The sequence below is a fragment of the Shewanella sp. 38A_GOM-205m genome (assembly GCF_000518445.1).
GTDB classification, from domain to species: domain Bacteria; phylum Pseudomonadota; class Gammaproteobacteria; order Enterobacterales; family Shewanellaceae; genus Shewanella; species Shewanella algae.
In genome coordinates this window covers 43,284-69,103 of sequence record NZ_KI912440.1, presented here as the reverse complement: position 1 = coordinate 69,103, position 25,820 = coordinate 43,284, and the positions used below count along the sequence as shown (strand labels likewise).

Annotated in this window: 23 protein-coding genes and 1 pseudogene; 6 read left to right on the top strand and 18 right to left on the bottom strand. The window is 53.9% G+C overall.

Annotated features, from left to right (window positions below):
* Window positions 1–2: 2 nt before the first annotated feature.
* Window positions 3–875 carry a MipA/OmpV family protein gene (locus N512_RS0121270; protein WP_037475861.1) on the bottom strand — a complete coding sequence of 291 codons (873 nt, stop codon included), beginning with the start codon at window positions 873–875 and terminating at the stop codon, window positions 3–5.
* A 201-nt stretch (window positions 876–1,076) separates the two neighbouring features.
* Between N512_RS0121270 and N512_RS0121265 the strand changes: the two genes are divergently transcribed.
* Together N512_RS0121265 and N512_RS0121260 are read left to right on the top strand one after the other, a co-directional pair.
* On the top strand, window positions 1,077–2,252 hold the full coding sequence (locus tag N512_RS0121265; RefSeq protein WP_028781616.1) for an acyl-CoA dehydrogenase: 1,176 nt from the start codon (window positions 1,077–1,079) through the stop codon (window positions 2,250–2,252).
* Between the two features lie 13 nt (window positions 2,253–2,265).
* A complete protein-coding gene (locus N512_RS0121260; protein ID WP_231473635.1) occupies window positions 2,266–2,799 on the top strand; it encodes a GNAT family N-acetyltransferase in 534 nt (177 codons plus the stop codon).
* Here the strand turns inward: N512_RS0121260 and N512_RS0121255 are convergent, their stop codons facing one another.
* From N512_RS0121255 to N512_RS0121215, 9 genes are all read right to left on the bottom strand, one after another.
* Window positions 2,800–3,894: a calcium:proton antiporter gene (locus tag N512_RS0121255; RefSeq protein ID WP_028781614.1), complete on the bottom strand. Its 1,095-nt coding sequence runs from the start codon at window positions 3,892–3,894 to the stop codon at window positions 2,800–2,802.
* 98 nt (window positions 3,895–3,992) lie between these two features.
* A complete protein-coding gene (locus tag N512_RS23600; protein ID WP_051472915.1) occupies window positions 3,993–5,786 on the bottom strand; it encodes a sensor domain-containing diguanylate cyclase in 1,794 nt (597 codons plus the stop codon).
* Entirely contained in the window at window positions 5,740–6,012 is a 273-nt protein-coding gene (locus N512_RS0121245; protein ID WP_028781613.1) for a hypothetical protein, read from the bottom strand. Before N512_RS0121245 ends, N512_RS23600 begins: the two co-directional genes overlap by 47 nt.
* Window positions 6,009–6,821 (bottom strand): SAM-dependent methyltransferase, encoded by an 813-nt coding sequence (locus tag N512_RS0121240; RefSeq protein ID WP_028781612.1) that lies wholly within the window; start codon window positions 6,819–6,821, stop codon window positions 6,009–6,011. Before N512_RS0121240 ends, N512_RS0121245 begins: the two co-directional genes overlap by 4 nt.
* Before the next feature lie 34 nt (window positions 6,822–6,855).
* Window positions 6,856–7,374 (bottom strand): GNAT family N-acetyltransferase, encoded by a 519-nt coding sequence (locus N512_RS0121235; RefSeq protein ID WP_028781611.1) that lies wholly within the window; start codon window positions 7,372–7,374, stop codon window positions 6,856–6,858.
* A gap of 8 nt (window positions 7,375–7,382) precedes the next feature.
* Window positions 7,383–8,687, bottom strand: coding sequence for a pepsin-like aspartic protease (locus tag N512_RS23595; RefSeq protein ID WP_051472914.1), 1,305 nt, complete (start codon window positions 8,685–8,687; stop codon window positions 7,383–7,385).
* Window positions 8,688–8,753: 66 nt separating this feature from the next.
* On the bottom strand, window positions 8,754–9,713 hold the full coding sequence (locus N512_RS0121225) for a TerC family protein (protein WP_028781610.1): 960 nt from the start codon (window positions 9,711–9,713) through the stop codon (window positions 8,754–8,756).
* 339 nt (window positions 9,714–10,052) lie between these two features.
* Entirely contained in the window at window positions 10,053–12,932 is a 2,880-nt protein-coding gene (locus N512_RS0121220; RefSeq protein ID WP_028781609.1) for a valine--tRNA ligase, read from the bottom strand.
* 15 nt (window positions 12,933–12,947) lie between these two features.
* Window positions 12,948–13,412, bottom strand: coding sequence for a DNA polymerase III subunit chi (locus N512_RS0121215; protein ID WP_028781608.1), 465 nt, complete (start codon window positions 13,410–13,412; stop codon window positions 12,948–12,950).
* A gap of 199 nt (window positions 13,413–13,611) precedes the next feature.
* Here N512_RS0121215 and N512_RS0121210 point away from each other — a divergent pair, with 199 nt between their 5' ends.
* Complete coding sequence (locus tag N512_RS0121210; protein ID WP_156029303.1) at window positions 13,612–14,517, top strand: PhzF family isomerase; 906 nt, start codon at window positions 13,612–13,614, stop codon at window positions 14,515–14,517.
* A 153-nt stretch (window positions 14,518–14,670) separates the two neighbouring features.
* On the opposite strand, the gene N512_RS0121205 is transcribed toward N512_RS0121210, so the two are convergent.
* The 3 genes from N512_RS0121205 to pepA form a co-directional block, all read right to left on the bottom strand.
* Window positions 14,671–15,708, bottom strand: coding sequence for an NADP-dependent oxidoreductase (locus tag N512_RS0121205; RefSeq protein WP_028781606.1), 1,038 nt, complete (start codon window positions 15,706–15,708; stop codon window positions 14,671–14,673).
* Between the two features lie 92 nt (window positions 15,709–15,800).
* Window positions 15,801–16,406, bottom strand: coding sequence for a TetR/AcrR family transcriptional regulator (locus N512_RS0121200; RefSeq protein WP_028781605.1), 606 nt, complete (start codon window positions 16,404–16,406; stop codon window positions 15,801–15,803).
* A gap of 489 nt (window positions 16,407–16,895) precedes the next feature.
* Window positions 16,896–18,404: a leucyl aminopeptidase gene (gene pepA / locus N512_RS0121195; protein WP_028781604.1), complete on the bottom strand. Its 1,509-nt coding sequence runs from the start codon at window positions 18,402–18,404 to the stop codon at window positions 16,896–16,898.
* 238 nt (window positions 18,405–18,642) lie between these two features.
* Here pepA and lptF point away from each other — a divergent pair, with 238 nt between their 5' ends.
* Window positions 18,643–19,755 (top strand): LPS export ABC transporter permease LptF, encoded by a 1,113-nt coding sequence (gene lptF / locus N512_RS0121185; protein WP_025011394.1) that lies wholly within the window; start codon window positions 18,643–18,645, stop codon window positions 19,753–19,755.
* A complete protein-coding gene (gene lptG, locus N512_RS0121180) occupies window positions 19,752–20,810 on the top strand; it encodes an LPS export ABC transporter permease LptG (protein ID WP_028781603.1) in 1,059 nt (352 codons plus the stop codon). Before lptF ends, lptG begins: the two co-directional genes overlap by 4 nt.
* 183 nt (window positions 20,811–20,993) lie before the next feature.
* On the opposite strand, the gene N512_RS0121175 is transcribed toward lptG, so the two are convergent.
* The 5 genes and pseudogenes from N512_RS0121175 to N512_RS0121155 all read right to left on the bottom strand — a co-directional run bounded on the left by N512_RS0121175 (window position 20,994) and on the right by N512_RS0121155 (window position 24,471).
* Window positions 20,994–21,503, bottom strand: coding sequence for an RDD family protein (locus N512_RS0121175; protein ID WP_028781602.1), 510 nt, complete (start codon window positions 21,501–21,503; stop codon window positions 20,994–20,996).
* Window positions 21,504–21,528: 25 nt separating this feature from the next.
* On the bottom strand, window positions 21,529–21,780 hold the full coding sequence (locus tag N512_RS0121170; protein ID WP_025011397.1) for a DUF2960 domain-containing protein: 252 nt from the start codon (window positions 21,778–21,780) through the stop codon (window positions 21,529–21,531).
* Between the two features lie 375 nt (window positions 21,781–22,155).
* Window positions 22,156–22,425 (bottom strand): annotated as a pseudogene (locus N512_RS23590) (DMT family protein); the annotation flags it as partial.
* A gap of 3 nt (window positions 22,426–22,428) precedes the next feature.
* On the bottom strand, window positions 22,429–22,914 hold the full coding sequence (locus N512_RS0121160; protein ID WP_025889284.1) for a GNAT family N-acetyltransferase: 486 nt from the start codon (window positions 22,912–22,914) through the stop codon (window positions 22,429–22,431).
* A 66-nt stretch (window positions 22,915–22,980) separates the two neighbouring features.
* Window positions 22,981–24,471 (bottom strand): carboxypeptidase M32, encoded by a 1,491-nt coding sequence (locus N512_RS0121155; RefSeq protein WP_028781601.1) that lies wholly within the window; start codon window positions 24,469–24,471, stop codon window positions 22,981–22,983.
* 710 nt (window positions 24,472–25,181) lie between these two features.
* Here N512_RS0121155 and N512_RS0121150 point away from each other — a divergent pair.
* Complete coding sequence (locus N512_RS0121150; protein ID WP_028781600.1) at window positions 25,182–25,814, top strand: YqiJ family protein; 633 nt, start codon at window positions 25,182–25,184, stop codon at window positions 25,812–25,814.
* Window positions 25,815–25,820 lie beyond the last annotated feature (6 nt).

Genomic DNA, 25,820 nt, shown 5'->3' with positions numbered 1-25,820 from the left:
TTTTAAAACCTATAGGCAGCACCAATGAAAAAAGCTCTGACATCATCTTCATCCAGCAGAGGGCTCTTGGCTATTTCATCGGCAAGTTGGGTATAACGCAGTCCTAATACAAGATCCCAGTCCTCGTTTAGGCTATAGCGACCGGTAAACTCCAGTCCGCGGTTAAAGCCTGAACTCCCCTGGTACGCCTGACTCCAATAGGCATTCTCGCTTGGTCTTACGCCAAAGTAATAGTCGACTATTTCTTTACTCTTCCATTCTATGTTCAAGGCAAACTCCAGTTTCCAGCGTTCCAATGTCAGATGATATAACCACCTGGCTTTGGCTTCGGTGCCCCGGTGAACATTGAACATATCATGTGTAAGCGAAAGATTCAGTGTACCGTATCGAGTGTAAATAAAAGCCTCGGCTCCGCCAAGAAATGTAAAGTGCCTGTCCTCCAATTCGTTAAAAACTTTTGGTGGTTCACTGCTTTGGAATAACATTACCGGCGCGGCGCGGCTCTCTGGGGTAATGGAGACTTGAGATCCGCCACCGAAGGTAAACACATTGCTGGGATCCCAGCGGTAGAAAAAAGCCCGCTCTCTGCTGTAAGCCGTCACCAGGTTGATGGTGTAGTTTTCCGACTCCGCCAGGGTCAGCCCCAGATTACCGTTGTCAAAAAACCAGTTCTCACCATAGTAGGCAATACTGGGGATCACATAGAGGGGAATATCGTCCTGATGGCGCAAGGGGTTGCTCTTTTGACCGTAACCCAAAGCCAGTCCAAGATCCCATTCACCAACAGGTATGCACTCTCTCTCCTCGCAATAGGGATGGGCCCAGGCGCTGAGAGAAAAGAGGCTGATAATGAATAAACAGAGCCGTACAGACATGAATACCGGAAATATCAGTAATAACTATGACCAAGATTGTGCAGAAGATTAGCATTTGTCCGGCGCAAATTCAGAGATTTCTTTCATAAAGGTTGCAATTTGATACAGACGTAATCTTTGTTTGGCAGAGGTTTTAGCTCTGGGCAGACATCCGGGACTGAGGTAGCATGATGAAAATCAGCTGAAAAAAAGGACAAAGCTATGGCCCGTAATCCCTTCGATTGGCAAGATCCCTTGCAGTTTGACAGTCTGTTGCAGCCGGAAGAAAGGATGATCCGTGACACTGTGCATGAATATGCCCAAAGCAAGTTGCAACCCAGGATCCTGCAGGCAAATCGCGAGCAATACTTTGATCCCGAGATCATGACAGAGCTCGGTGCTCTGGGGTTACTCGGGGCGACTCTGCCGACTGAATATGGCGGCGCCGGGGTCAACTATGTCAGCTATGGCCTGATTGCCCGGGAGATAGAGCGGGTCGACAGTGGTTATCGTTCCGCCATGAGTGTGCAGTCCTCTTTGGTGATGCATCCGATTTTTGCCTACGGCAGTGAAGAGCAGAAACAGAAATACCTGCCAAGGTTGGCACGGGGGGAGCTGATTGGCTGTTTTGGCCTGACCGAGCCGGATGTGGGGTCAGATCCCGGCGGCATGAAGACTCGCGCAGAAGCCATCCCAGGAGGGTATCGGCTCCATGGCAACAAGATGTGGATCACCAATTCACCGATTGCCGATCTCTTCCTGGTTTGGGCCAAGCTGGATGGGGTCATTCGTGGCTTTTTAGTGGAAAAGGGCACCCCTGGGCTGTCGGCGCCCAAGATAGAGGGCAAGTTCTCTCTCAGGGCCTCGATAACCGGCGAAATCGTGCTGGACGGGGTTGAAGTGGGTGTCGATGCTCTGCTGCCCAACGTCGAGGGGCTCAAGGGGCCCTTTGGCTGTCTCAACAAGGCCAGATACGGCATCGCCTGGGGCGCCTTGGGCGCGGCTGAGTTTTGCTGGCATGCCGCGCGGCAATACAGTCTGGACCGAGTCCAGTTCGGCAGGCCGCTGGCGGCCAATCAGCTGATCCAGAAAAAGCTGGTGGACATGCAGACAGAGATCACCACGGCGCTGTTTGCCTGCTTGCAGGCCGGTCGCTTGCTGGATCAGGACAGTTTGGCTATCGAGGCCATCTCGCTAATCAAGCGTAACTCCTGCGGCAAGGCGCTGGAAATCGCTCGCCAGGCCAGGGACATTCACGGTGGGAATGGTATCAGTGACGAGTTTCATGTCATCCGGCATCTGATGAACCTGGAAGCGGTCAATACCTATGAGGGGACCCATGATATTCATGCCTTGATCCTGGGGCGGGCCCAGACAGGCTTGGCGGCTTTTAGTTAAGGAGAACAACAGAGTGCAGGCAACAGAGTTTGAACCCAAGGTGAGTCAGCCACAACAAGAGGTAGTGGTGCGCCACAGCGAGCACACGGATATTCCGGCAATACGGGCGCTATTTACTCAGCCAAGCTGTTATGCCGGCACCTTGCAGCAGCCCTTTCCGTCACTCGAGAAGTGGTATAAACGCCTGGGCGAACTGCCGGATGGTTGTTATTCACTGGTCGCAGAGTGGCAAGGGGAGGTGGCCGGTCAGCTCTCCTTACAGGTACAAACCAACCCCAGACGTAAGCATGTGGCTGGCCTGGGGATGGCGGTGAGTGAAGAGTGCCGCGGTATCGGCGTGGGTTCTACGCTGTTGGCAGCCGCTGTGGATTTGGCCCATAACTGGTTGGCGGTGAGACGCCTTGAGCTGACGGTTTATACCGACAATCACGCCGCCATAGCGCTCTACAAACGCCATGGCTTTGTGATTGAGGGCGAGGCGCGGGACTATGCCTTCCGTGATGGCGAATATGTGGATGTGTTTTTCATGGCCAACATCCGCGAATGATTACTCAAACATCAAGAACAGATAGACCACAAACAACACCAAGTGAGTCGCCCCGTGCAGTGCATGGGTGCGGCCACTGCTGAAACTCACCTTACAAACCATCAGCGTGGTCACCAGCAGTACCATATCTGCGGGACTGAGCCCCAGCCTGACCTCTTCACCGGCAATACTGCCCACCAGAAGTACCGCAGGTACGGTCAGGGCTATGGTGGCCAGTACAGAACCAAAATAGAGATTCATCGCTCTTTGCAACTGATTATTGAGCGCGGCTTTTATGGCACCTACGGCTTCCGGCGCGAGAATAATACAGGCTACCAGGAAGCCACCCAGGCTCGCCGGCGCGCCCAGAGTGGTAATGCTGTAGTTGATGGGCATGGCCAGGGTCTTGGCCAGCAGCATTACGGTTACCAGGCAGATGAGCAACAGCACTCCGTGGTAGAGGTTGGAGTGGCTGGAGGCATGATGATGGTGCTCATCATCCAGGTGGTCGGCATCAACAAAAAAGTGGCTATGGCTCTTGGTTTGGATCATCAGGAAGATGCCGTAGAGCATTATCGACACCAAGCCAAGCATCCAGGACATGGAAACCGATAAGCCGCCTATGCTGCCGCCTTCGGTAAAATTGGGCAGCACCAGACACACTAGGGCCAGCGGGATAATGGCGACCAGGTAGGATTTTACCCCATCGAGATTGAATTGCTGGGTATGATAGCGCCAACCGCCCAGCAGCAGCGTCAGCCCCACCAGGCCGGTAGAGATGATCATCACCACGGCAAACATGGTGTCCCGGGCCAGGGTTGGGTTGGAGTCACCTGTCAGCATCACAGAGGAGATCATCACCACTTCCAATGAGATCACCGACAGGGTGAGGATCAGGGTGCCATAGGGATCGCCCAGTCGAATCGCCAGAATATCTGAATGGCGCACGACTCCGAAAATGGTCCAGATCACTACCACAAGCAGCAATATCGACAGCGGGATATAAACGGCGAGCGGAGTCCCGTCCGCCAGATGCTCAGCGCCACCTGTCTTAAAGAATAACAAGGTAATCAAGGCGATAAGCAGTGACATTTCTTCTTTGATAAAAGCCAGCATGGCAGGTTTCCACGTCGCTATAAAGCCGTATTATACTTTGGCATTGGTGTCAAAAAAAACACCAATATGCTGTTTTGCCCTGTTTTTTCTACCCGAATTCAGGGGATATCGGCGGCACTGCACACCTGGTTGCGACCATTTTTCTTGGCCTGGTACATGGCCTTGTCGGTATCTGCCAAGAGCGACTCCAGCTGATAGCCGGAAATTGCAGCTTCAGAGACCCCAAAGCTGGCGGTCAAGGTAAAGCTGTGGCCCGAATCCGAGGTATCGGCCTGCTCCAATAATTCCCGCAGAATTTCGGCAAAGGCTATCGCCTTGTCGATACGGGTCTCAGGCATCAACAAGCAAAACTCTTCGCCACCAATGCGCCCCAGTATTTCCTTGCCGTTACATAGGTTTCGGGCAATACGGGCCACTTCCCTCAGCGCCCAGTCTCCGGTCTTGTGACCTTTGGTGTCGTTGATACGTTTGAAATTATCCAAATCCAGCATGATGCAACTCACCGGCAGTTGCTGCAGCTTGCAGTATTCCAGCGCGCTGAGCCCGACTTGAGTGAAATGCCCGCGGCTGAAAATCCCGGTCAGGCAATCAAACTCGGCCAGCTCCCGTAACCGTTTCTGGGTTTTCCAGGATTGGTATCCCCATGTAAGCAGCAAAGTGATGACACAGAAAAGTGCCGCTATCAGCAGCTTGTGGTTGTGGGACTCTGTCTCGGCCAACTGTTGTTTGACCTTGAGCAGCTTGTTCTGTTCATCCAGCAGTGCGATACGGTTTTTTTGCTCCACGCTTTGGTGTTCCGCCAACTGGAATGCCAGGGTCTTGGCTCTGATCTCGTCGAGAAAGGCTTTATCGGCTTCGGAATACTGTATATAGGCATCCAATGCCGCATCAAGGTCGCCGCTTTGTCGGTAATACTGATACAGCACCCGAAAGGCTCGGATACTGGGGTCGCCCTTGCCGGCTTCGGCACCGCCTGCCACGGCTTGGATGGCAAACTCTTTGGCGAGTTCTGGTTCATCTGTGCGCCAATAAGCTTCGGCCAGCAGCGAATAATAGCTGGCAATCATAGGGGCATAGCGGGTCGACTCCATTTGGGGAAGCTGATGTAACAAAAGCTCCAGCGCCTGCTGTGGTTTGCCCTCATTGATATACAGCTCTGCCTGGTAACTGAGTATAGCGCTGGCGCCCACCGGTTCATTGGCTTCCTGGCAGATATTCAAGGCTTGGGCAAAAGCTCTGTCAGTGGCTTCAATACGCTTCAAGCCAAACAGCGCCTGCAGGCTGAGTTGGTCGGCAAAACAGAGGCTGCGACCATCATTGTGGCCCTTTTCCCTGAGTCTGGTGGCAAAGTGCAGCCCTTGTTGATACTGCCCCAGAAGGTTGTAGAAAACCGCAGCTACCGCCAGACCATGAACATAGAAGCCGTCGTCCTTGATTTGTGGCAAAAGTTGCAGGGTTTGTCGCAGGTTTTCGGCGCCCTGGCTCCACTCGCGCTTGATGGCATTGGTATTGACCAAAGAGGTCAGCGCCCGAAAGCGGATTTCGAGCACAGCGCTAGATTGCACCAGCTCCTGATAGATACTGCGGGCTTTTTCCAAGCGGCCGTTGAAGGAGTGCTCGTAGGCGAGCAGGTAAGACAGGTAGTCCTGCTCGGCAGCAGACATATCGGTACGGCGCAGCTCCAGCTTTCTGAGCATGGCGCTGAACTGGCCGGGCGAACTCGAGCGGATTTCGTCGCTGCGTTGCAGCGCTTCTCTGAGTTCGTCCGAGCCTTGGGCCGCAGCGCTTGCTATCAGGCACAACAGGGCGCAAATGAGCCTCCTGCCGCTGAGCCTCAGGTGCCGTCTAGCTGGCCACAGCTTGTAGCTGTGAAGCTTGATTCTCTTCGTCATCTTCCTGCTCGTCTTTTTCCGGTTCATCTTCGGCCGGGAAAAATATACAGAATACGTCCGGGCAAAGATCCAGTTCGGCCTTCAACTGCAGCAGATCTTTATCTTTGATGGCCGTGGCTATTTCGGCGGATACCCCGGCTTCAGTCAGGGCTTTATCCAGCGCCTCCGGGGCTTGCAGGCTCGGGTCGGCGCCCAGTCGGGCCAGCAGGTTAATCACTTTACTCATACACTCTCCTCGGGTTGATGATACAAGGGCGCCTTGCTACCCAATGCCGCAAGGCGCGCTCGCATTTCTAAGTTAGGTTCGGGTTTTGCAGCCGGAGGGATCACCAAAGTGGTATGGAGCGCCAAAGTGGCCTCTACAAGCTCGCGCAGTTTTATGGCTTCTCTTCTGGGAGAGGCCAGCGCCGTGGTGGCGGCTTCATAAAGCCAGCAGGAGTGCTCTGGACTGTAGAGCCGATAGAGTTCTTCCAACAAGAGTTGCCGACTCTTGGCGTCTGTGATTGTCAGCCCCATGTCGAGATCGCCTGCCAGGCCTATCTGCCACAGGATCAGAGTGGCTGTCGGATCGACTCGCCTGTGGTAGAGCATGAATTGGGTTGCTTCAAAGTGCTGGCAACCATTTTGACCGGGATCTATGCCAAGGTCGGCATAGAGGCAATCGGCAGCGGATATGCCTGGCAGCATCTGCGCCTCAAAGCCTTCATTCCTGGCAATGGTCACGGCCTGGTGAGGCGCTTTGGCAAACACGCCTGGATGTCCATAGAAGGCACCGACCACTTTTTTACCCAAACGAACTTCACTTAGCATGGTATCGACCATCTCCCGATAACTGAGATGACGGGATTTTCCGTGAGCATAGCAAGGCTGCAGCGAGCGGACATTGGCATTGAGTTCCTTAAGCCAGAGCTCGACCAGAGGGTCGGATACTCCACAGAACACTATATCGGCCTGCTCGATATGACTAAGGCTGACTGGACTCAGGTGAGCCCCCAGCATCATACCGACGCCGACACAGGTGATAGAGCCTTGCATTGATTTGGCCTCTTTAATTGTTTTGCTAATGTTATCAATGTTTATTATTTTTTAAAGCACTATTGGTGGTCTGCCACAGAAATGACATCAAGCGGGAGTGCTCAGGCTCGACCATGACTGGCTTAAACCCCATAGCCAAGGCGACTTTTTTCATCGGTTCGTTCTTTTTATGAGTACGAAGCAGCAGCTCATCAAGGGTCGCTTCACTTGAGAGTCGCTGCTGCATCAGGTGCAGTAGCTCCTTGGCATAACCTTGTCCCTGAGCCTGTGGGCGCAACAAAATGCCTATTTCGCCCGCTCGTCCGTAGCGGCTGAGGCCCAGTATGCCTATCGGGAGCTGCCTGCGGGTTTTGATACACCAACAATATGTTCGGGGCACCAACTTGTTGTTGGCTGTCAGGGTATGGGTAAATCGCCTTTCGGCCTCTGTTTCACTGAGCTCAGTTGCGATAAAAGACATGACTTGAGGATCGCGATAAAGGCCGGTGAACAAGTCTTTATCCTCTGCTTTCAGAGGCGTTAACAGCAGTCTTGGACTGGTCAATCTGTTCATGACTCTCCTTAGGGGGCTGCCGGCTTGGAAACATTTTTCTTACGGGCAAAGCGAACCGTGCCGCTTGCTCCCAGATCGCGACGGAACACTACATAGTAGGGATTGAACAGCGGAAGCCCCAGAATGCTCTGGGCCGGCCAATGGGGCAGCTGTCCCATGAGTTTGAATACGGCATGGCCATGCTTGGGGGCATTTGTTTGCCAATAACAGTCAGCCGGGCAGGTGAGTATGCAGGTTTCCCCTTTTTCTCCTTCGAGGTAAAACAACAGCTCCGGCCATTGCTCAAGCTTGAGTTGGTTGCAGGGGATACCTTCTGCCAGCATTTGCTGCACCTTGGAAAGCTCATGGATAAAGGGCTCCAGCACAGAGGCAGCGTCAGGGTGAAGACGGTAAAGGCTCTGCAGCAAGCGCTTGAACAGACTCTCGGGCAGGCAGATGAGTGAAGCGCCCGAGTCCAGAATGGCGTTACTCGACCCTCTCTGTTCCAGCTTGCTGTCGGTGGGAGGAAGAGGAATGGCATCCTCACCGTGCCAGCCGACGGCTTTGAGGTTGAGGTTATAGTAGCGGTCATGGACGACCTTGATATCGATAAATTGGCCATCGTAGAGATGGGTCTGCTCTTCGCCGCCGCCGAGTATCAGTATTCCTTGATTGAGACTGTCGTCTTTTAAGCTTGCCTGCCTTGTTTCGGCACAGGCATGGTGAATACTGGATCTATGACAGAGTAGGGCAAACCTGTTGGCGCACAGACCATGTTGTTCCATCAGGGTAAAGCAACTGGGAATATCCTGCTCTGGTGCCTGCGAGATTAAGGCCTTAAAGTGCTGCAGCTGCCTTTGATCAAGCACTTGTGCTTGATCACCAAAGGGCCAGGGAAAGGTGTATTTCTGCCGCTGATGTTGCAGAGCGAGATAATGACTCAGATCATAGCTGCGATTGAGGGGGTGATAGGCCAGTCCCCAGATACCGTCAGCCTCCAGGAATGTGTGCCGGGTTTCCTTGTGTACCAAGGCCAGTGGCGTATCTGTTAACTTCAGCTGCGCCGCCTGAACCTGAGTGTGAATGACAGAGCCCAGCCAGCCTCCCTGGCCATAGCAAATCTCCTGTGCCAAGGCCGTTGGCTTGAGTGACATATCCTGTTCAGGCTGATAGCGCCTGTGCAGCACAGCCATGGTGGAACTGCCGCTATCTATGATGAGGTTAACCTCACACTCTTCACTGCCGAGTTTGAAAGGTGCGGTATAAACGCCGTCTGCCAACAGGTTGTTGAGTGGCAGCAAAGTGCCGTTGACCAAGGTCGCTCTCTGGGTCATAAGAATAACGTTTGTTAATTTTTTGTTATATTATAAGCCCTTTGAGCGACTGACAAGTGACAGATATTATGCATGTGGTTGTTTGCCCTTATCCCGGGTCAGCCACAAGCTGCCCAATACACTGATCAGCAGGATAGCGGCGATGACCGCCAGTGCCAGCATGATAGGCAGATGATAGATATCCAGCAGAAGCATCTTGGTACCGATAAACATCAGGATCAGCGCCAGGCCATATTTGAGCAGCACAAAACGTTCGGCGGCGCCCGCCAGCAGAAAGTACATGGCCCTGAGTCCCATGATGGCAAAGATGTTGGAGGTCAGTACGATAAAGGGATCTGTCGTGACCGCGAAGATGGCCGGAATACTGTCCACCGCGAAGATGATGTCGCTGATCTCTACCAAAATCAGCGCCAGTAGCAGGGGCGTGGCAAATAACATGCCGCGGCGACGCACCACGAAGTGTTCACCCTGAAGCTTTTTCACCACCCTCAGGTGTTTTCTGAGCCAGTCGAGCAGTTTGCTGTTTGAGAGATCGGTTTCATTCTCTTCCTTGGCAAACAGCATCTTGGCACCGGTAAACAGCAAAAAGGCCCCGAATAGATACAACACCCAGTGGAACTGATTAATCAGCCAGGTGCCGCCAAATACCATGGCGGTACGCATGACTATGGCGCCCAGCACTCCGTAGAGCAGCACCCGCCTTTGCAGCTCGGCGGGGATGGCGAAATAGCTAAACAGCATCAACCAGACAAATACATTGTCCACGGCCAGGGCTTTTTCGATGAGATAGGCGGTGAGAAACTCCAGCCCCTGCTGATTGGCGACTTCGAGGCCTGCGGTCTGTTTCAGATAGAACCAGACTCCCAAGTTGAACAGCATGGCGACGCTTATCCACACCAGGGTCCAGATCCCCGCCTCTTTGACCGAGACTTTATGGCTGTGACCACCGCCGACAAACTTAAGATCTATCCAAAGGATCCCCAGTACTATTACCAGAAATCCGCTCCACAACCACCAGGTACCCATTTCGTTATCTCCAAATACAACAAAGCCTGCCACCGACGGCAGGCCAGCTGAAGGAGCACGGATCTTGCCTGTCGGCAAGGTCTCACTTACAAAGCACAGCTCAGTGGCTTTGCCCGGTTGCCGGGTGCGCAAACACCGTAATGACGACAAGCCGGCGAGAAGTTACTCCCCTTGGAATATTCCTCAATTTAACAATATGTTGCCCCGATAGCCAGCGCTGGAAGATGAAATTATCTTAATCTTGCCAACCCTCTGCCCTGGGCGCAAACGGAATGAAAAAAGGGCAGTCAATTGACTGCCCTTGATTGCCTCTACTTGTTAGCTTATGCGGATTTACTGTCAGGCTTCCAGTTTGGCCAGCTCGGCTTGCTGCTCTTTGAGCTTGTCCATATCGCGCTTGAGATCAGCCATCTTGCTGCGCTCTTTGTCGATAACGGCTGCCGGTGCCTTGGCAACAAAGCCTTCATTGAACAGCTTGCCTTCAATGCGGGCCACTTCGCCACTCAGCTTCTCCAGCTGTTTGTCGATACGAGCCATTTCGGCGGCTACGTCGATAAGCCCTGCCATAGGGATCAACAGTTCCATCTCGCCCACCAGTTGGGTGGTGGACATGGGCGCGTTGTCGCCATCGGCCAGAATCGTCATGCTTTCCAGCTTGGCCAAGCTGGTGAAGAAGGTTTGGTTGGCTTCTACACGGGCCTTGTCGCGGGCACTGACACTGCGCAGCAAGGCGTTGAGCGGCTTGGACGGAGCTATGTTCAGCTCGGCGCGGATGTTACGCACGGCAACAATCACTTGCTTGACCCATTCCAAATCGGCCATGGCCTCGGTATCGACTTTGTCGGCCTGATACTCAGGGAAGGCGGCCAGCATCAGGGTTTCCCCTTCCACACCGGCAAGTGGTTTGACACGGTGCCAGATGGTTTCAGTGATATATGGCATCAATGGGTGCATCAGGCGCAACAGCTGCTCGAGTACAGTCACCAGAGTATGACGGGTGCCACGCTGCTCGGCTTCAGAGCCGTTTTGCAGCACAGGCTTGGTCAGCTCAAGATACCAGTCACAGAACTGGTTCCAGGTGAATTCGTACAGGGTATTGGCGGCCAAGTCAAAGCGATAGGCGCCCATATGCTCTTCGAAGGTCTTGACCGTTTGGTTGAACAGACCTGTGATCCAGCGATCCGCCAGCGACAGCTGCATCTCACCGCCGGCCTTGCCGTTAGGTGAGTGGGGGCCGCAATCCTGATCTTCTGTATTCATCAGTACATAGCGCGAAGCATTCCACAGCTTGTTACAGAAACTGCGGTAACCGTCCAGGCGCTTCATGTCCCAGTTGATGTCACGGCCGGTGGATGCCATGGCGGCCAGGGTAAAGCGCAGCGCGTCGGTACCGTGGGCCTCGATGCCGTCGGCAAACTCCTTGCGGGTGCTCTTTTCAATCTTGGCGGCCAGTTGCGGCTGCATCATGTTGCCGGTGCGCTTGCCAACCAGAGATTCGAGATCTATGCCATCGATCATATCCAGAGGATCCAGCACATTGCCCTTGGACTTGGACATCTTGTTGCCTTGCTCATCACGGATAAGCCCGGTCACATAGACAGTCTTGAAAGGCACCTGAGGTGTGCCGTCTTCATCCTTGATGAAGTGCATGGTCATCATGATCATCCGGGCAACCCAGAAGAAGATGATGTCGAAACCTGTCACCAGCACGTCTGTGGGGTGGAAGGTTTTCAGCTCAGGAGTCTGCTGTGGCCAGCCCAGGGTTGAGAAGGTCCACAGGGCAGAGGAGAACCAGGTATCCAGTACGTCATCGTCCTGACGCAGAGCAATATCGCTTGCCAAGTTGTGCTTGGCGCGTACTTCGGCTTCGTTACGGCCGACATAGACTTTGCCGCTGTCGTCATACCAGGCCGGAATGCGGTGACCCCACCACAGCTGACGTGAAATACACCAGTCCTGAATGTCACGCATCCAGGAGAAGTACATGTTCTCGTATTGCTGAGGCACAAACTTGATATCGCCGTTTTCCACCGCTTCTATGGCTGTCTTGGCCAGTGGTTTGACAGACACATACCATTGGTCGGTCAGCAGCGGCTCAATCACCACGCCACTGCGGTCGCCATAAGGCACTTTCAGGCCGTGGGGCTCGATTTTTTCCAAAAGACCCAGGGTCTCAAATTCGGCGACAACTGCATCGCGGGCCTTGAATCTGTCCATACCGGCATAACGGCTTGGCAAAGAGGCATCCAATTCGGTGTTGAGGCTACCATCGACATTCACCACTTCGGCCACGCTGCGGATGGCGGCATCCTGGGTGAGTATGTTGAACATAGGCAGATTGTGACGCTTGCCGACTTCATAGTCGTTGAAGTCGTGGGCCGGGGTGATCTTCACGCAGCCGGTACCGAACTCCATATCCACATAGTCATCGGCCACCACAGGAATACGGCGGTTAACGATTGGCAGAATGATCTCTTTGCCTATCAGGGATTGATAACGTTCATCGTCAGGGTGCACGGCAACGGCGCTGTCACCCAGCATGGTTTCCGGACGTGTGGTGGCGACAATCAGATAGTCTTTACCGTCGGCGGTCAGGGCACCATCGGCGAGTGGATAGCGGAAATGCCACATGTGGCCCTGCTTTTCCTTGTTTTCCACTTCCAGATCGGAAATTGCTGTGTGCAGCTTGGGATCCCAGTTAACCAGGCGCTTACCGCGATAGATGAGGTCATCTTCATAGAGGCGAACAAACACTTCCTGTACGGCTTCCGACAGGCCTTCGTCCATGGTGAAACGCTCGCGGTCCCAGTCTACCGAGGCGCCCAGGCGACGCATCTGGCGGGTAATGGTGCCACCGGACTGGTTCTTCCATTCCCATACTTTGTCCATAAAGGCTTCACGGCCCAGGTCGTGGCGGCTCTTGCCTTCTTCGGCGGCGACTTTGCGCTCCACCAACATCTGGGTGGCGATACCGGCATGGTCGGTACCCACTTGCCAGAGGGTGTTCTTGCCTTTCATCCGTTGGTAACGGATCAGGGTGTCCATAATGGTATCCTGGAAGGCGTGTCCCATATGCAGGCTGCCGGTGACATTCGGCGGCGGGATCATGATGCAATAGTTGCCCTGGGACTCGTCACCGTGGGGCTTGAAGTAACCTTTCTCTTCCCATACACGGTAGAGCGCTTGTTCAATAGACTGCGGATTATATGTTTTTTCCATGGGAACTGTCGTTTCTCAAACAAAATTAAGTGGTTGTGTTGCCAAATCCTGGGTGCTGAGCGTGACTCCCAGATTACGATACTGGCGGTATCTGTCCCTGGCCAGGGCCTTGTGTTGCTCATCACCGGCAACAAAATCTATGATCCTGCCAAAGTTTACCGCAAACGCCGGGACTTCATTGGCCAGATTGATCAGTATCGGGCGGCGTTGATTGGGCCCCAGCCTGTCGAAGCCGATTTCAACCGGTGCACCGGCGGCAGGGCCTTCCCCTTTGAGGTTGTGGGGCACAAAAGCACTGGGCTCAAACTGCCACAGCAGCTCGTCAATCCCATGGGCCTGAGCCTGATCCTCACAGTGAATATAGAGCCATTCACCGTTTGCATAATGCTGCCCGGCCAACTGACAGGCAAGCAGTTGCAACTGCTCGGCGCTTGGTTGCTGTGCTGCATTCGGCAGCAGATAAAAAGTTGCCTTGCTCATCGCCTGCATCTCACCCCTGCACAGAACACTGGTAGCCATTTGACATAAGAGGAGGATTTTACACCTTTTGGCCAAAGGTTGAAATGGTCAGCGCCATCCCGATAAGGCCCTTGAGCTATCGGGTGACAAGCTACGCCTATATTGCCAAGGGTTGGGAAAGTGTCGATACTCGTTTGACGCTTTTGTTCCGGAGTCAATCATGGAGTTACAACTCTTTCAAGTGGATGCTTTTACCACTGAGCTGTTTGCCGGTAATCCCGCCGGTGTAGTGCTCAATGCCGATGTCTTGAATGAGCGGCAGATGCAAAATATCGCCAGAGAGCTAAATAATTCGGAAACGGCCTTTATTTTTAATACTCCAGGGGCCGATTACGATATCGAAGTCAGGTTTTTTACTCCCACTCAAGAGGTCCCTATCTGTGGTCATGCCACGGTGTCGGCCCACTATGTTTATGCCAAAAGTCGCGGTGTCACAGATGGAACCGTGATTCAAAAGACGGGAGCAGGAAAGCCACCGGTTACCATAGCACAGGAAGAGGGCGATATTTCAGTGCTGATGACTCAGCGAAAGGTAGAGTTTGGCGCCATCTTGAGTGCTACCCAGGTTGAGTCATTGTTGCTGGGTACCGGCTTGCCTGAAGGGGCCCTGGTGACGGATTTGCCGGTACAGATAGTTTCTACTGGCCACTCCAAAGTGATGGTACCACTCAAGAGTAAAGCGCTGCTTGAGCAGGTTGCCTTGGATGAGTCCAAGCTGGTGGCGTTGAGTCGGGAAATTGGTTGCAATGGTTTTTACCTGTTTACACTGGAGCCTGAAGAAGAGGGCGTGCTGGCTGCAGGGCGTATGTTTGCACCTGCCATAGGGATAACAGAGGATCCTGTGACGGGTAATGCCAATGGGCCTTTGGGCGCTTATTTGACTCACTACGGCAGCTTGCCTGCCAGCATGCAGGGCTCGGAGTTTTCCATCGCTCAGGGCGAACAGATGGGCCGCAAGGGATATATGCAGGTGCGGGTCTTTGCCGATAAAGAGACTGTCCACAAAGTTCAAATTAAAGGGCGTGCCCGGATTGTCTTTGAAACCAGGCTTAAGCTGGAGGCCTGATCCAAGGCTTTGTTAAAGACGGTGTGAATAGTCTGAATTAAGCCGTCAAAATTGGCGGCCCTCTTGGCGTTTATGCTTAAGCGGGCCGCAAGTCTTGCTTTGCTGGTTACCGAATGGCCGCAGGACTCAACTTGGTGCAGCCATCAGTTTTTATCACAGCGGCTCGGCAACCTTGATCACCAGCTTGCCGAAGTTTTTACCTTCAAGCAGGCCGATAAAGGCTTGTGGGGCCTGCTCCAGCCCTTCGACCAGTTGCTCCTTGTATTGAATTTTGCCTTGAGACAGCCAGTCACCCATATCCTTGGCAAACTCTTCATATCTGTGACCATAGTCGTCAAAAATGATAAATCCCTGCATCTTGATCCGCTTCACCAAAATGGTGCTCATCAGCAGTGACAGGCGATCTGGGCCGGCCGGCAACTCAGTGGCGTTATATTGAGACACCAAACCACATACAGGGACTCTGGCGCTGGTGTTAAGTAGGGGCAATACGGCATCAAACACCTTGCCGCCGACGTTTTCGAAATAGATGTCTATTCCCTGGTCGCAGACTCGGGCCAACTGCTCGGCGAAGTCCTCGGCCTTGTGATCCAGACACTCATCGAAACCCAGTACTTCTTTGGCGTGGCGACATTTCTCAGCGCCGCCGGCAATACCTATGACCCGGCAGCCCTTGAGTTTACCTATCTGGCCTACAGTAGCGCCAACCGGTCCGGTAGCGGCGGCAACCACCAGGGTTTCTCCCGCTTTGGGCTGGCCAATATCCAGCAGTCCCATATAGGCGGTGAAACCCGGCATGCCCATGACTCCGAGGGCGTATGAAGGGGCAGCCGGCGCTTTGCCGAGTTTCAACAACCCTTCACCGTCCGAAAGGGCATAGTTTTGCCAGCCAGTGTAAGCGAGCACCCACTCACCGACTTCAAAGTCCGGATGACGGGACTCTTCCACCTGGCAAACCGTACCGCCGACCATGATATCGTTCACGGCTACCGGCTCGGCATAGGATTCTGCATCACTCATGCGGCCGCGCATGTATGGATCCAGCGACAGATAGATGGTGCGCAGCAACACCTGGCCGTCGCCTGCCACCGGCTTGCTGCTGCTTTCCAGACGGAAGTTGTCTGCATTGGGAGCGCCGCTCGGGCGAGAGGCCAGCACAATGCGCTGATGTGGGTTTTGATTGGCAGTCATAATAGGCTCCATTGGCTTTTATTGCTTAATTAGACCGGTCGTCTAGTTTTTGGTTAAAAAAATCCCGCCACCTGTGTGGCGGGGAGTATCTGTTATTGGCCGCTGTTGTCCAGCCTGCCTGCGAGTATGCTGTCAGTGGTTTGCATTGCCAGATTAAGGGCTTTTTTATCCTGAGTCAGCTTGCTCATCAGGCTGGCCCCCAGCCAGAGGTTGTAAAGTAGCTGCGCCGTCTGGTCACTGTTGCTGACTTTGACAGAACCATCCCGGTTACCGGCTTCGATACATTCGGCAATGGTGGCAATGATCCGCTTGGCACCTTGCAGCAGCGCCATACGCATCGGCTCAGAGAGATCGGCCACTTCGGCACTCAGTTTTACTACCAAGCACTTTTGCGCGCCGCAGACATCGGCGTCGCAGTCCAGCCAGAGTTGCCAGTAGCTTTGCAGCCGTTGTAGCGCCGGAGTGCGCTCATGGCCCAGCAGTGCCTGCAGCTTATCCTGATAATCGTTGAAATAGTCCTTTATCAGGGCTTCACCGAACTGCTCCTTGGATTTGAAGTAGTGGTAGAAGGAGCCCTTGGGGACTTCTGCATGTTGCAGCAGTTGTGACAGGCCAACATTGGAAAAGCCTTTGGTTACGACGAGCTGGTAACCCGTGTCCAGTATGTGTTGGCGTGTGCTTTGTGTCTGTGTGTTCATGGCGGCCAGTATAATCACCATTAGACCAGTCGTCTAGTGGTTTATTTGAACAACGCTTGTTTGGCTTGGGGCCTAAGTGGCAGAACCAAGTGACTAAGGAAACGCGATAAGAAGTAACTGGATGAAAAAAATGAATTAAAGCGTTCAGAGTTTAAGTAAACGGAGTCATGTCGGCTGGAACTGTATTTGCAAACTCAGCTGTGCAAACTTAGTCGTAGGCCGAGTTTTATGGGGCCGTATTGAGCCACGGCCATTCAAAAGGTCGGTTTACTATGGCTTAGCTCTGTGGCTTGAGCCGTGGATGAATACCATTTTGCCCAAGCGCCGGCTCTATCGGCGATAATCAAAAGGCGGGGGCGATAATCAAAAGACGGGGGCGATAATCAAAAGACGGGGAAGGAGCAGGACAAAGGGAAGATTGGCTTTATAAAATAGCCAATAAAAAGCGAAGCCCAGTGCTTCGCTTTTTATTGGCAGGGAGTCAGGCGCTTATTCGCCTTGCTCGACCCCGGCGCGGTTCAGCAGGAACTGCGCCAGCATAGGAACCGGACGACCGGTTGAGCCCTTGTTGGCGCCGCTGTTCCAGGCTGTACCTGCTACATCCAAGTGAGCCCAGTGGTACTTCTTGGTAAAGCGCGACAGGAAACAGGCCGCCGTGATAGACCCGGCAGGGCGTCCGCCCAGGTTGGTCATATCGGCAAATGGGCTGTCCAGCATCTCCTGATACTCATCCCATATCGGCAGGCGCCAGGCGCGGTCACCGCTCTGCTCACCGGCATTGAGCAGCTCGCTCGCCAGTGGGTTATGGGCCGAGAACAGACCTGAGGCGTGTTTACCCAGCGCGATAACACAAGCACCTGTCAGAGTGGCGGTATCTACCACCAGTTCAGGGTCGAAGCGCTCCACATAGGTGAGTACATCACAAAGCACCAGACGGCCTTCGGCGTCTGTGTTGAGCACTTCCACGGTTTGGCCGCTCATGGTGGTGAGAATATCACCTGGGCGGTAGGCATTACCGGAAGGCATGTTTTCACAGCCGGCCAGTACCCCAACCACATTGATAGGCAGCTTCATTTCACAGATGGCCTTCATGGTACCCAGTACCCCGGCAGCGCCGCCCATGTCGTATTTCATTTCATCCATGGCTTCGCCCGGCTTGAGCGAGATACCACCTGAGTCAAAGGTCAGGCCCTTACCTACAAGCACTATCGGCTTGGCGGTCGTGTCGACGGCGCCTTGATATTCCATCACTGTCATGATGGACTCGTTGGCGCTGCCACGGCCCACGGCCAGGTAGGCGTTCATGCCAAGCTTGGCCATCTGCTCTTCACCGACAGTGCTGACCTTCAGGTTCTCGTGCACTTCGGCCAGTTGCCGGGCCTGGGAGGCCAGATAAGCCGGGTTACAGATGTTGGGTGGCATATTGGCCACGTCGCGGCACAACTGCATACCGGCGGAAACGCCGACACCGTGCTCGATGGCACGCTCGCCGACCGTCAGTTCACGGCGGGTAGGGACGTTGAATACCAGTTTGCGCAGCGGTCGGCGGGTCTCGCCCTTGCGGGTCTTGAGTCCATCGAAACTGTAGAGGGTAGAGCTGGTGGTTTCCACGGCCTGGCGCACTTTCCAATAAGTGTCGCGGCCTTTAACGTGCAGTTCGGTCAGGAAGCAAACGGCTTCCATTGAGCCGGTATCATTGAGGGTGTTGATCGTCTTGGTGATGATCTGCTTGTATTGGCGCTCGTCTAGTTCTCGTTCTTTTCCGCAACCTACAAGCAGAACCCGCTCACTCAGTACATTGGGTACATGATGCAGGAGCAACATTTGCCCGGGCTTACCTTCCAGATCGCCGCGACGCAATAGGTTGCTGATGTAACCTTCACTGATTTTGTCCAGTTGTTCGGCGATGCCGGACAGGCGACGGGGTTCGTAAACGCCTACAACTATGCAGGCCGAGCGCTGTTTTTCGGGGCTGCCGCTCTTTACGCTAAACTCCATGAGCTCTCCTAGATTCTTTTAAAGACAAACTTTTTTATTTATTGGATAATGTCTGCTTGTGCCGCCCAAAGGCGGAAAATTTCCTGCAGCAGGGGGCTGGTTTGGCTGACAAGAATCATACGCCTGAAACAACCAAAATGCCGCCTGTTATGGTCAGAAAACTATCAAAAGTAGACAGTCTACATGAAAGTAACACTGACACCAGCAAAAAGATAAGTTTGGATACCGGATTCAGCCTGTGATTGTATTTAGATACTTGATCCGCGAAGTTTTGAAGGCACAAATAGCGGTGCTTTCAGTCTTGTTAGCTATTTTTATCAGCCAGCAATTTGTCCGCATCCTGGCCGATGCCTCCGATGGCGAATTTCCCGCTTCCCTGGTGATGACACTGATAGGCCTCAATCTGCCCGAACTGGCGGTGCTTATCCTGCCCCTGAGTCTGTTTCTGGGGATCTTGCTCGCCCATGGCCGCATGTATGCAGAAAACGAGATGGTGGTCTTTCACGGGGTCGGCATCAGCGAATGGTATGTCACCCGGGTAACTCTGATCCTGGCGTTGCTCAACAGCCTGTTTACCGGTTATCTGGCGCTTTATGTCGCGCCTTGGGCGCAGGACAAACAGCACACGGTTTTGGAAAAGGCTCAGTCAGAGGCCGGGCTGGCCGCCCTGGTTCAGGGACGTTTTCAAACCAGTGCCAATGGCCGGGCTGTGCTCTTTGTTGAAAAAATCAGTAAAGACAACGAACTGGAAAAAGTCTTTGTGGCCCAGCTTCCCGATGCGGAAGACGAAAGTGGCGTTACCAACCTGGTAGTGGCCCATGGTGGCCGGGTGGTGGAAGACGCAACAGGTGGTCAGCGGCTCAAGCTCGATGATGGCGTGCGTTATCAGGGAGCCCCGAACCGGGTGGATTACCAGGTGATTGAGTTTGGCGGTTATCAGATGCAGCTCAAAGAGCAGGAAGTGGATGAGAGGGATCGTAAGTTGTCTGCCGTGCCTTTCAAGGAACTGCTCAATACGCCGGGGCCGGAAGCCGTGGCCGAATTCCACTGGCGACTGGCCATTCCGCTGGCGATCCCCTTGATGACGCTGATTGCTGTGCCGCTGGCGCGGGTCAATGTGCGCCAGGGCAAGTTTGCCAAGGTGTTCCCGGCGGTATTGCTCTATCTTGGTTATTTCGGCTTGATGGTCGCCGGGCGCAAGGCGCTGCAGGATGAGGTGATCCCGGCCTGGCTGGGGATGTGGTGGATCCATGCCTCGGCACTGGTGATGGGCATCTTGCTGATAGGTAAGGGCAGACCTTTGGGCACTCGCCTGACCGGCTTGTTTAAACGCCGGGGGGCCGCAGCATGAAGATACTGGATTGGTATATTGCCAGAGTACTGCTCAGCACCTCGGCCCTGTGTCTGCTGATTTTGACCGGACTTTCCGGGATCATCAAATGGGTCGATCAGCTGCGTCTGGTGGGCCGGGGCAGCTACACCATGATGGACGCCGCCGTCTATGTGCTGTTTTTGATCCCAAGAGATGTGGAGATGTTCTTTCCCATGGCCGTGTTGCTCGGGGCACTCATCGGTATGGGCATGCTGGCCTCCAACTCTGAACTGATAGTGATGCAGGCCTCCGGCATGTCGCGGCTGCAGATCACCCTGTCGGCGATGAAGACGGCGGTCCCTTTGATGCTGATGGTGATGGTACTGGGTGAATGGGGCGCGCCGGTGGCGGAGCAGAAGGCCTATGAGCTTAAGACCAACAAGATCTCCGGCGGCAACCTGATTAAGTCCCACCGCGGGATTTGGGCCAGAGACGGAAACCTGTTCGTCAACATCGGCGAGATTGAGGATGTGACCCGTCTTGGCAATATTACCCTCTATGAGTTTGACTCAGAGCAGAAGTTGGCCAGTGTGGTGCACGCCGAGCAGGCTATCTACACCAAGGAATATTGGCGTTTATTGGAGGTTCGCCGCACTGTGTTCAAAAATGAGCAAGTGGTGCTGGATAACCTCAAGGAAGACAGATGGCCCTCCAGTTTGACACCGGACAAGCTGAGCGTGGTGTCGGTTAAACCCGATGCCCTGTCTATCCGTGGTTTGGTCGGTTATCTCGATTATCTGAAGAACAACAATCAGGACGCCAGTCGCTATGAGTTGGCATTGTGGCGTAAGGTGATGCAACCCATCACAGTGGCTGTGATGATGCTGGTGGCGCTCTCTTTTGTGTTCGGGCCGCTGCGAACCGTCACCATGGGGGCCAGGGTATTACTCGGGGTGATAGCCGGCTTTACCTTCTATATCTGTAATGAGATCTTCGGCCCCATGAGCATTGTCTATGAGCTGCCGGCCTTGATGGGCGCCATGATGCCGAGTGTGCTGTTTACCGGCGCGGCTATCTACTATATCCGCCGCTGAGGATTGAGGGCTTGAGAGTAAAGCCGCTGCGAATTTAAAAGCCTCCCTTGCCGATTAACGTTATGAAAAAGCCCTATCACTGACAGGGCTTTTTGCTGTGGTTTGCGTATTAGTATCTAAAAAGCTCTATTTTAATGCTACCACTATCCGTTTATTTCAGGCCATTACCTCAGAATCCGTGTTTCAGGCTCCGTGCCAGTTACGCAGTGAGTTGGCTTCTTTACTGAGAAGCACCACTTCTGAGCGGGTCATACTGTCCTGCAGTGCCAGTTTGTCACCGCTGAACAAGATCCACAGGTTGCCTATCCCCAGCAAGGACCAAACCACCCGTGCCAGCGCGGTAATAAAACTCAGGTTTTGGCCGTTGGGATGCTGCACCTTGAGGCGCCAGGCACGCATGCCCAGAGTCTGGCCGCCCTTGGACCAGAACAGGGCGTAGAAACCGGCCACACAGCAGGCCAGCCACAACTGATAGAGGCCGTGATAGAGGCTGTTGCCATTGAGCAGATCCGAAACATGTTCATAGTTCCCCATGGGAATGAGGCCGGAGGCGGTCAAGCCGGTAAAGATCCCAAACCCTATGGCACCGGCAAACATGTAGACGGCTACCGCCAGCAGCAGATCATAAACGGCGGCACCGAGGCGCTTGAAAAAGCCGGCTCGGGGAAAATTGGCGTGCTCTGGATTTATCATGGCTTAACCCTCTTTTGGGCAGGTATTAACCCTGCTCTTCTTCTTTGACAAAGTGGATATGACGAAATCCCATACGGGCGAATTCACTGGTGCGATAGCTCTTCAGGGCGCCACCGCCTTTGGCTGTCATGGCGACTTGCTGCTCCATCGCCAGAAAACGGCTGAGATCTATTCCCTCGGCGGCGGCAACAGCCTCGTACATGTCGTGGTATTTGTCATAGGCAAAGTTGATCACTTTCGCGACCCCCTTGTATTCATAGGCGACCTGACGTGCCATCTTGTGTCCTCATTAAAGCAGTGGGCTCAAGCGAACTTACTGCGAAATATAAAATAAACGGCGCCGAGCATACACAACCCGGCCCAGAGATAGTCCAGTTTCAGTGGTTCCTTTAGGGAAGGTGCAAATAAGTCCTCGTGGCACTCTGGCTTGCACAGCAATTGGCGTTCAAGGCATCTGACTGAAGGCATGCCGGGGCATGTCAAAGTCGGATAACGCAGAGAGCCGGTTGCTGTGAAAGCCCCAAAGGGCGTGGCTTACAGGCCTGCCTGCTGTGTTGTGCTTCTTGCAAAGGACTAGGGCCATTTGCTGCGAACCACGCCTTGCATCCAGGCCTGTAAGTCGACGCAGAGCACACATGGGACTTGTTCGCACCTTCCTTAGGTAAAACACTGCAAAGGGAACAAACAGACTCAGGGTGATGACTTCCTGAAGTATCTTGAGCTGGCCCACATTCATCACACTATAACCAATACGGTTGGCCGGTACCTGCAAAAGATATTCGAACAGGGCTATGCCCCAACTGACCAAAGCGGCAATGATCCAGGGTTTACCTGAAAGGGACTTGAGGTGGCCGTACCAGGCAAAGGTCATAAAGATATTGCTCAGGCACAACAAGCCTATGGTGATGAGTGTGGGTTGCATCTGTCAGCGGGCTACCGGATAGACCATATAACTGGCGTCATCTGTATAGGTGGCCAGCGATTTTTCGATACGCTTGTGGTTAAAGCCGAGCTTTTCCCAGTAACCACAGGCGCCCTGTACTGCCACCAGTGACAAGGAACCCAGGCGCAGTTTTTCCGCCTGAAGCTTGAGGGTATCAAACAGTTTGCGTCCGGCGCCGAATCCCTGAGCCCTGTTGCTGATGGCAATATCATGCAGATAAAGGGTGTCGGCCTTGGGCAGTGTGGTAATCGCCTTGTACAGTGGCGGAGGGGTGTCTTCGGTCCAGGGATGAGCCAGACAATAGCCTACCACCTGTTCACTCTTTTCAAGGACATAGCAGGTTTGCGGTGATGCCTGCCACTTGCTCTTGAGTACATGTAAAGGTTCGGGGGCCAGAGCGTGGTAGCACTCTGCTTGAATTTCGCCTATGGCTTGCCAGTCATCCTGGCTAATGGCGCGTATCAACATCTGAATTCACTTTCTCTTTGCAGTTACTTCGTAGAAACGCGCCATTATACCATTTTTGCAGATAAATTAATCCAGATAGCGCTGCTGCAGATGGCGCTGCAGGAAGCCGGGATCCAGACTCTGCCCTGTGGCGCTGCGGATCAGTTCATCGGTTTCCAGCAGGCACCCCTTGGACCAGATTTTTTCATCCAGCCAGTCGCAAATCTGCCCCAGCTTATCCTGGCTCAGCAGGGCTTCAATGGGGCCCAACTCGGCTTCCATGGCAAATCTCAGCTGGGCGGCATACATGGCCCCCAAGGTGTAGCTGGGGAAATATCCCAGTTCGCCCAAGGTCCAGTGAATATCCTGCATGCAGCCATCTTTATAATTGCCGGCAGTACTCAGCCCCAGATATTGCTGCATCTTTTGATCCCAGAAATCGGGTAGGTCTTTCACTTCCAGGCTGCCGTCGATAAAGGCCTGCTCGGCTTCAAATCGCAGCAGTATGTGCGCCGGATAGGTGACTTCATCGGCATCGACCCGGATAAGACCCGGCTTGACCCGGGTGATATTGTCGATCAGTTCATGGGCCGATACCGGGCAGTCGAGATGTCGACGAATTCTCGGATAGAGCTTGCTGATAAAGGCGCGGCTGCCGCCGAGTTGCATCTCAAAAAACAGGCTTTGACTCTCGTGGATCCCCATGGAGCGAGACATTCCGGCGGGTTGTCCTCGCCAATCCTTTGGCAGCGCCTGCTCGTAACGGGCATGACCCGTTTCGTGAATAGTGGAGGTGAGGGCAGCGATAAAGTCATCTTCCGTGTAGCGACTGGTGAGGCGGATATCACCGGGCACGCCACCGCAAAATGGGTGCGAGCTGACATCCAAACGCCCTTGGTTGAAATCAAATCCCAGGTATTGCATCACCTCCCGTCCCAGCAGCTTTTGGTCTGCTATCGGGTAGTCGCCGGCGCTGCTCTTGTAACTCTGGTGCAGCTGTTTGTGCTTCACTTTTTGGATAAGCTCGGGCAACCAGTCCCGCACCGCTCCGAGAGTGGTCTCCAGCCGTTTACAGGTCATGCCGGGTTCAAATCTGTCCAGCAGGGCATCGTAACCTGCCTTGCCTGTGTGCGCCGAGCGAGCCTGGGCTTCTTCTCGCACCAAGGCGATTACCGCCTCGAGATTGGGGCGAAACCCTTGCCAATCGTTGTTATGCCGCTGTTCGCGCCATTGGTTCTCACAGCGATAACCCGCCAGCGTCTTGGCCAGCACCAAGTCCCCCGGCACGGCGATGGCTTGGGTGTAGTGCCAGCGCATCTCCCTGAGATTGGCCCTCTGTTCGATACTGAGTTCAGCGGCCTTGGCTTCGGCGCCACCCAGCCATTCGGCAAGCCGGGGCGAGGTTTTTAAACTGTGAATGTGTAATGCCAACTCGGCCATCGCCTCGGAGCGGGCCTCGCTGCCGCCCATGGGCATCATGGTGGCTTGATCCCAGTTCCCCAGGGCACTGAAATGCTCAAAGTGGCTGATGGTACGAAAGTGCTGGCAAAGTTGCTGATATTCGGTTTTGGCTGTCATGGTGTGCTCTGGAATGTCTGGCATTCATCAAAGAATAACTGCCCCTATGCTAACCAAGCCAAGGGACGATACTCAAGCAGTTTTCAGCAGGCTTTACTCATGCATAGATTTATTAAGATAATGTTTTGTAACAAAAAATAAAGGTGTGGCACTAATTGGGGTATTCCCTGTTGCCGATATTAAGCCAGCAGTTTGCGACTTAAGGTTAACTGAGCCTGGTTAAGCCTTAAGCGTTGCGATGGCAGCATAAAGCCTTCTGGATTGAGGTATAACCTGAGCCTTAGGGAAGGTGCGAATAAGTCCTCGTGGCCTTCTCTTTTGTAGAGAGTGGCTTGCACAGCAATTGGCCGTTCAAGGCATCCGACTGAAGGCATGCCGGGGCCTGTCGAAGTCGGATAACGCAGAGAGCCGGTTGCTGTGAAAGCCCCGATTACAGGCCTGCCTGCTGTGTTGTGCTTCTTGCAAAGGACTAGGGCCATTTGCGGCGAACCACGCCTTGCATCCAGGCCCGTAAGCCGACGCAGAGCACACATGGGACTTGTTCGCACCTTCCTTAGTGTGAACTGCTTCCGATTTCTGACGTCAAATGCAGATAAAAGCTATTGGAGTCCAAGCTTGCCTGGAGGTAAACTCAGGAATTACCTGAATTTAACAGGCATATATGGAATGTTGGCGACCGGGAGCGGTCGTCGCCCACAAGGAGGAATCCTGTGCTGGACTTTTTTCTGGCCCAGTCCAATCTGCCCTATGCTGTAGCCTTGGCAATAGTGGCACTGCTTGGAGTGATAGAGGGACTCACATTAATCGCGGGTATCAGCCTGATGGCCGCCATGGATGACTGGCTTCCCGATGCCGATCTTGATACTGACCTGCCTCAGGGCGGACTGACAGCGCTGGCCGGTTGGCTCTGCCTGGATAGGCTGCCTGTGCTTATCTGGTTTGTGCTGGCGCTGGGATGTTTCAGTATTACGGGCTACCTGCTTAACTATTTTTCCTGGCTGCTGACCTCGGCCCTGTTGCCACAAGTGTTTTCTTTGCTGCTGGCCTTGCCGTTGGCGGCGGTTGCCTGCCATTTCGTCGGTAGGCAGTTGGCTCGAATTCTTCCCAAAAATGAATCCAGTGCCGTCTCAATCGAAGATCTCAGCGGCAGCGTCGGCACTGTGACACTCGGCTGTGCCATCAAGGGAAATCCCAGCGAGGCTGTGGTTCAGGATCAGTACCGTCAGAAACACTATGTCCTGGTCGAGCCCGAAGACGAAGACACCGAATTCCCGGCAGGGGTGCAAGTGGTGCTGCTCAGACGCAGCGGCCGCGTGTGGTCTGCCACCCGTTTTGAACAATAATCTAAC

Coding starts and splice junctions, on each gene's coding strand:
- N512_RS0121225 (WP_028781610.1), bottom strand. CDS start 9,713: ATGGGTACCTGGTGGTTGTGGAGCGGATTTCTGGTAATAGTACTGGGG.
- N512_RS0121235 (WP_028781611.1), bottom strand. CDS start 7,374: ATGAACAGATTGACCAGTCCAAGACTGCTGTTAACGCCTCTGAAAGCA.
- N512_RS0121240 (WP_028781612.1), bottom strand. CDS start 6,821: ATGCAAGGCTCTATCACCTGTGTCGGCGTCGGTATGATGCTGGGGGCT.
- N512_RS23595 (WP_051472914.1), bottom strand. CDS start 8,687: ATGACCCAGAGAGCGACCTTGGTCAACGGCACTTTGCTGCCACTCAAC.
- N512_RS0121270 (WP_037475861.1), bottom strand. CDS start 875: ATGTCTGTACGGCTCTGTTTATTCATTATCAGCCTCTTTTCTCTCAGC.
- N512_RS0121155 (WP_028781601.1), bottom strand. CDS start 24,471: ATGACAGCCAAAACCGAATATCAGCAACTTTGCCAGCACTTTCGTACC.
- lptG (WP_028781603.1), top strand. CDS start 19,752: ATGAAGATACTGGATTGGTATATTGCCAGAGTACTGCTCAGCACCTCG.
- N512_RS23600 (WP_051472915.1), bottom strand. CDS start 5,786: ATGACGAAGAGAATCAAGCTTCACAGCTACAAGCTGTGGCCAGCTAGA.
- N512_RS0121175 (WP_028781602.1), bottom strand. CDS start 21,503: ATGATAAATCCAGAGCACGCCAATTTTCCCCGAGCCGGCTTTTTCAAG.
- N512_RS0121265 (WP_028781616.1), top strand. CDS start 1,077: ATGGCCCGTAATCCCTTCGATTGGCAAGATCCCTTGCAGTTTGACAGT.
- N512_RS0121215 (WP_028781608.1), bottom strand. CDS start 13,412: ATGAGCAAGGCAACTTTTTATCTGCTGCCGAATGCAGCACAGCAACCA.
- N512_RS0121160 (WP_025889284.1), bottom strand. CDS start 22,914: ATGTTGATACGCGCCATTAGCCAGGATGACTGGCAAGCCATAGGCGAA.
- N512_RS0121255 (WP_028781614.1), bottom strand. CDS start 3,894: ATGCTGGCTTTTATCAAAGAAGAAATGTCACTGCTTATCGCCTTGATT.
- N512_RS0121170 (WP_025011397.1), bottom strand. CDS start 21,780: ATGGCACGTCAGGTCGCCTATGAATACAAGGGGGTCGCGAAAGTGATC.
- N512_RS0121245 (WP_028781613.1), bottom strand. CDS start 6,012: ATGAGTAAAGTGATTAACCTGCTGGCCCGACTGGGCGCCGACCCGAGC.
- N512_RS0121210 (WP_156029303.1), top strand. CDS start 13,612: ATGGAGTTACAACTCTTTCAAGTGGATGCTTTTACCACTGAGCTGTTT.
- N512_RS0121220 (WP_028781609.1), bottom strand. CDS start 12,932: ATGGAAAAAACATATAATCCGCAGTCTATTGAACAAGCGCTCTACCGT.
- N512_RS0121200 (WP_028781605.1), bottom strand. CDS start 16,406: ATGAACACACAGACACAAAGCACACGCCAACACATACTGGACACGGGT.
- N512_RS0121205 (WP_028781606.1), bottom strand. CDS start 15,708: ATGACTGCCAATCAAAACCCACATCAGCGCATTGTGCTGGCCTCTCGC.
- pepA (WP_028781604.1), bottom strand. CDS start 18,404: ATGGAGTTTAGCGTAAAGAGCGGCAGCCCCGAAAAACAGCGCTCGGCC.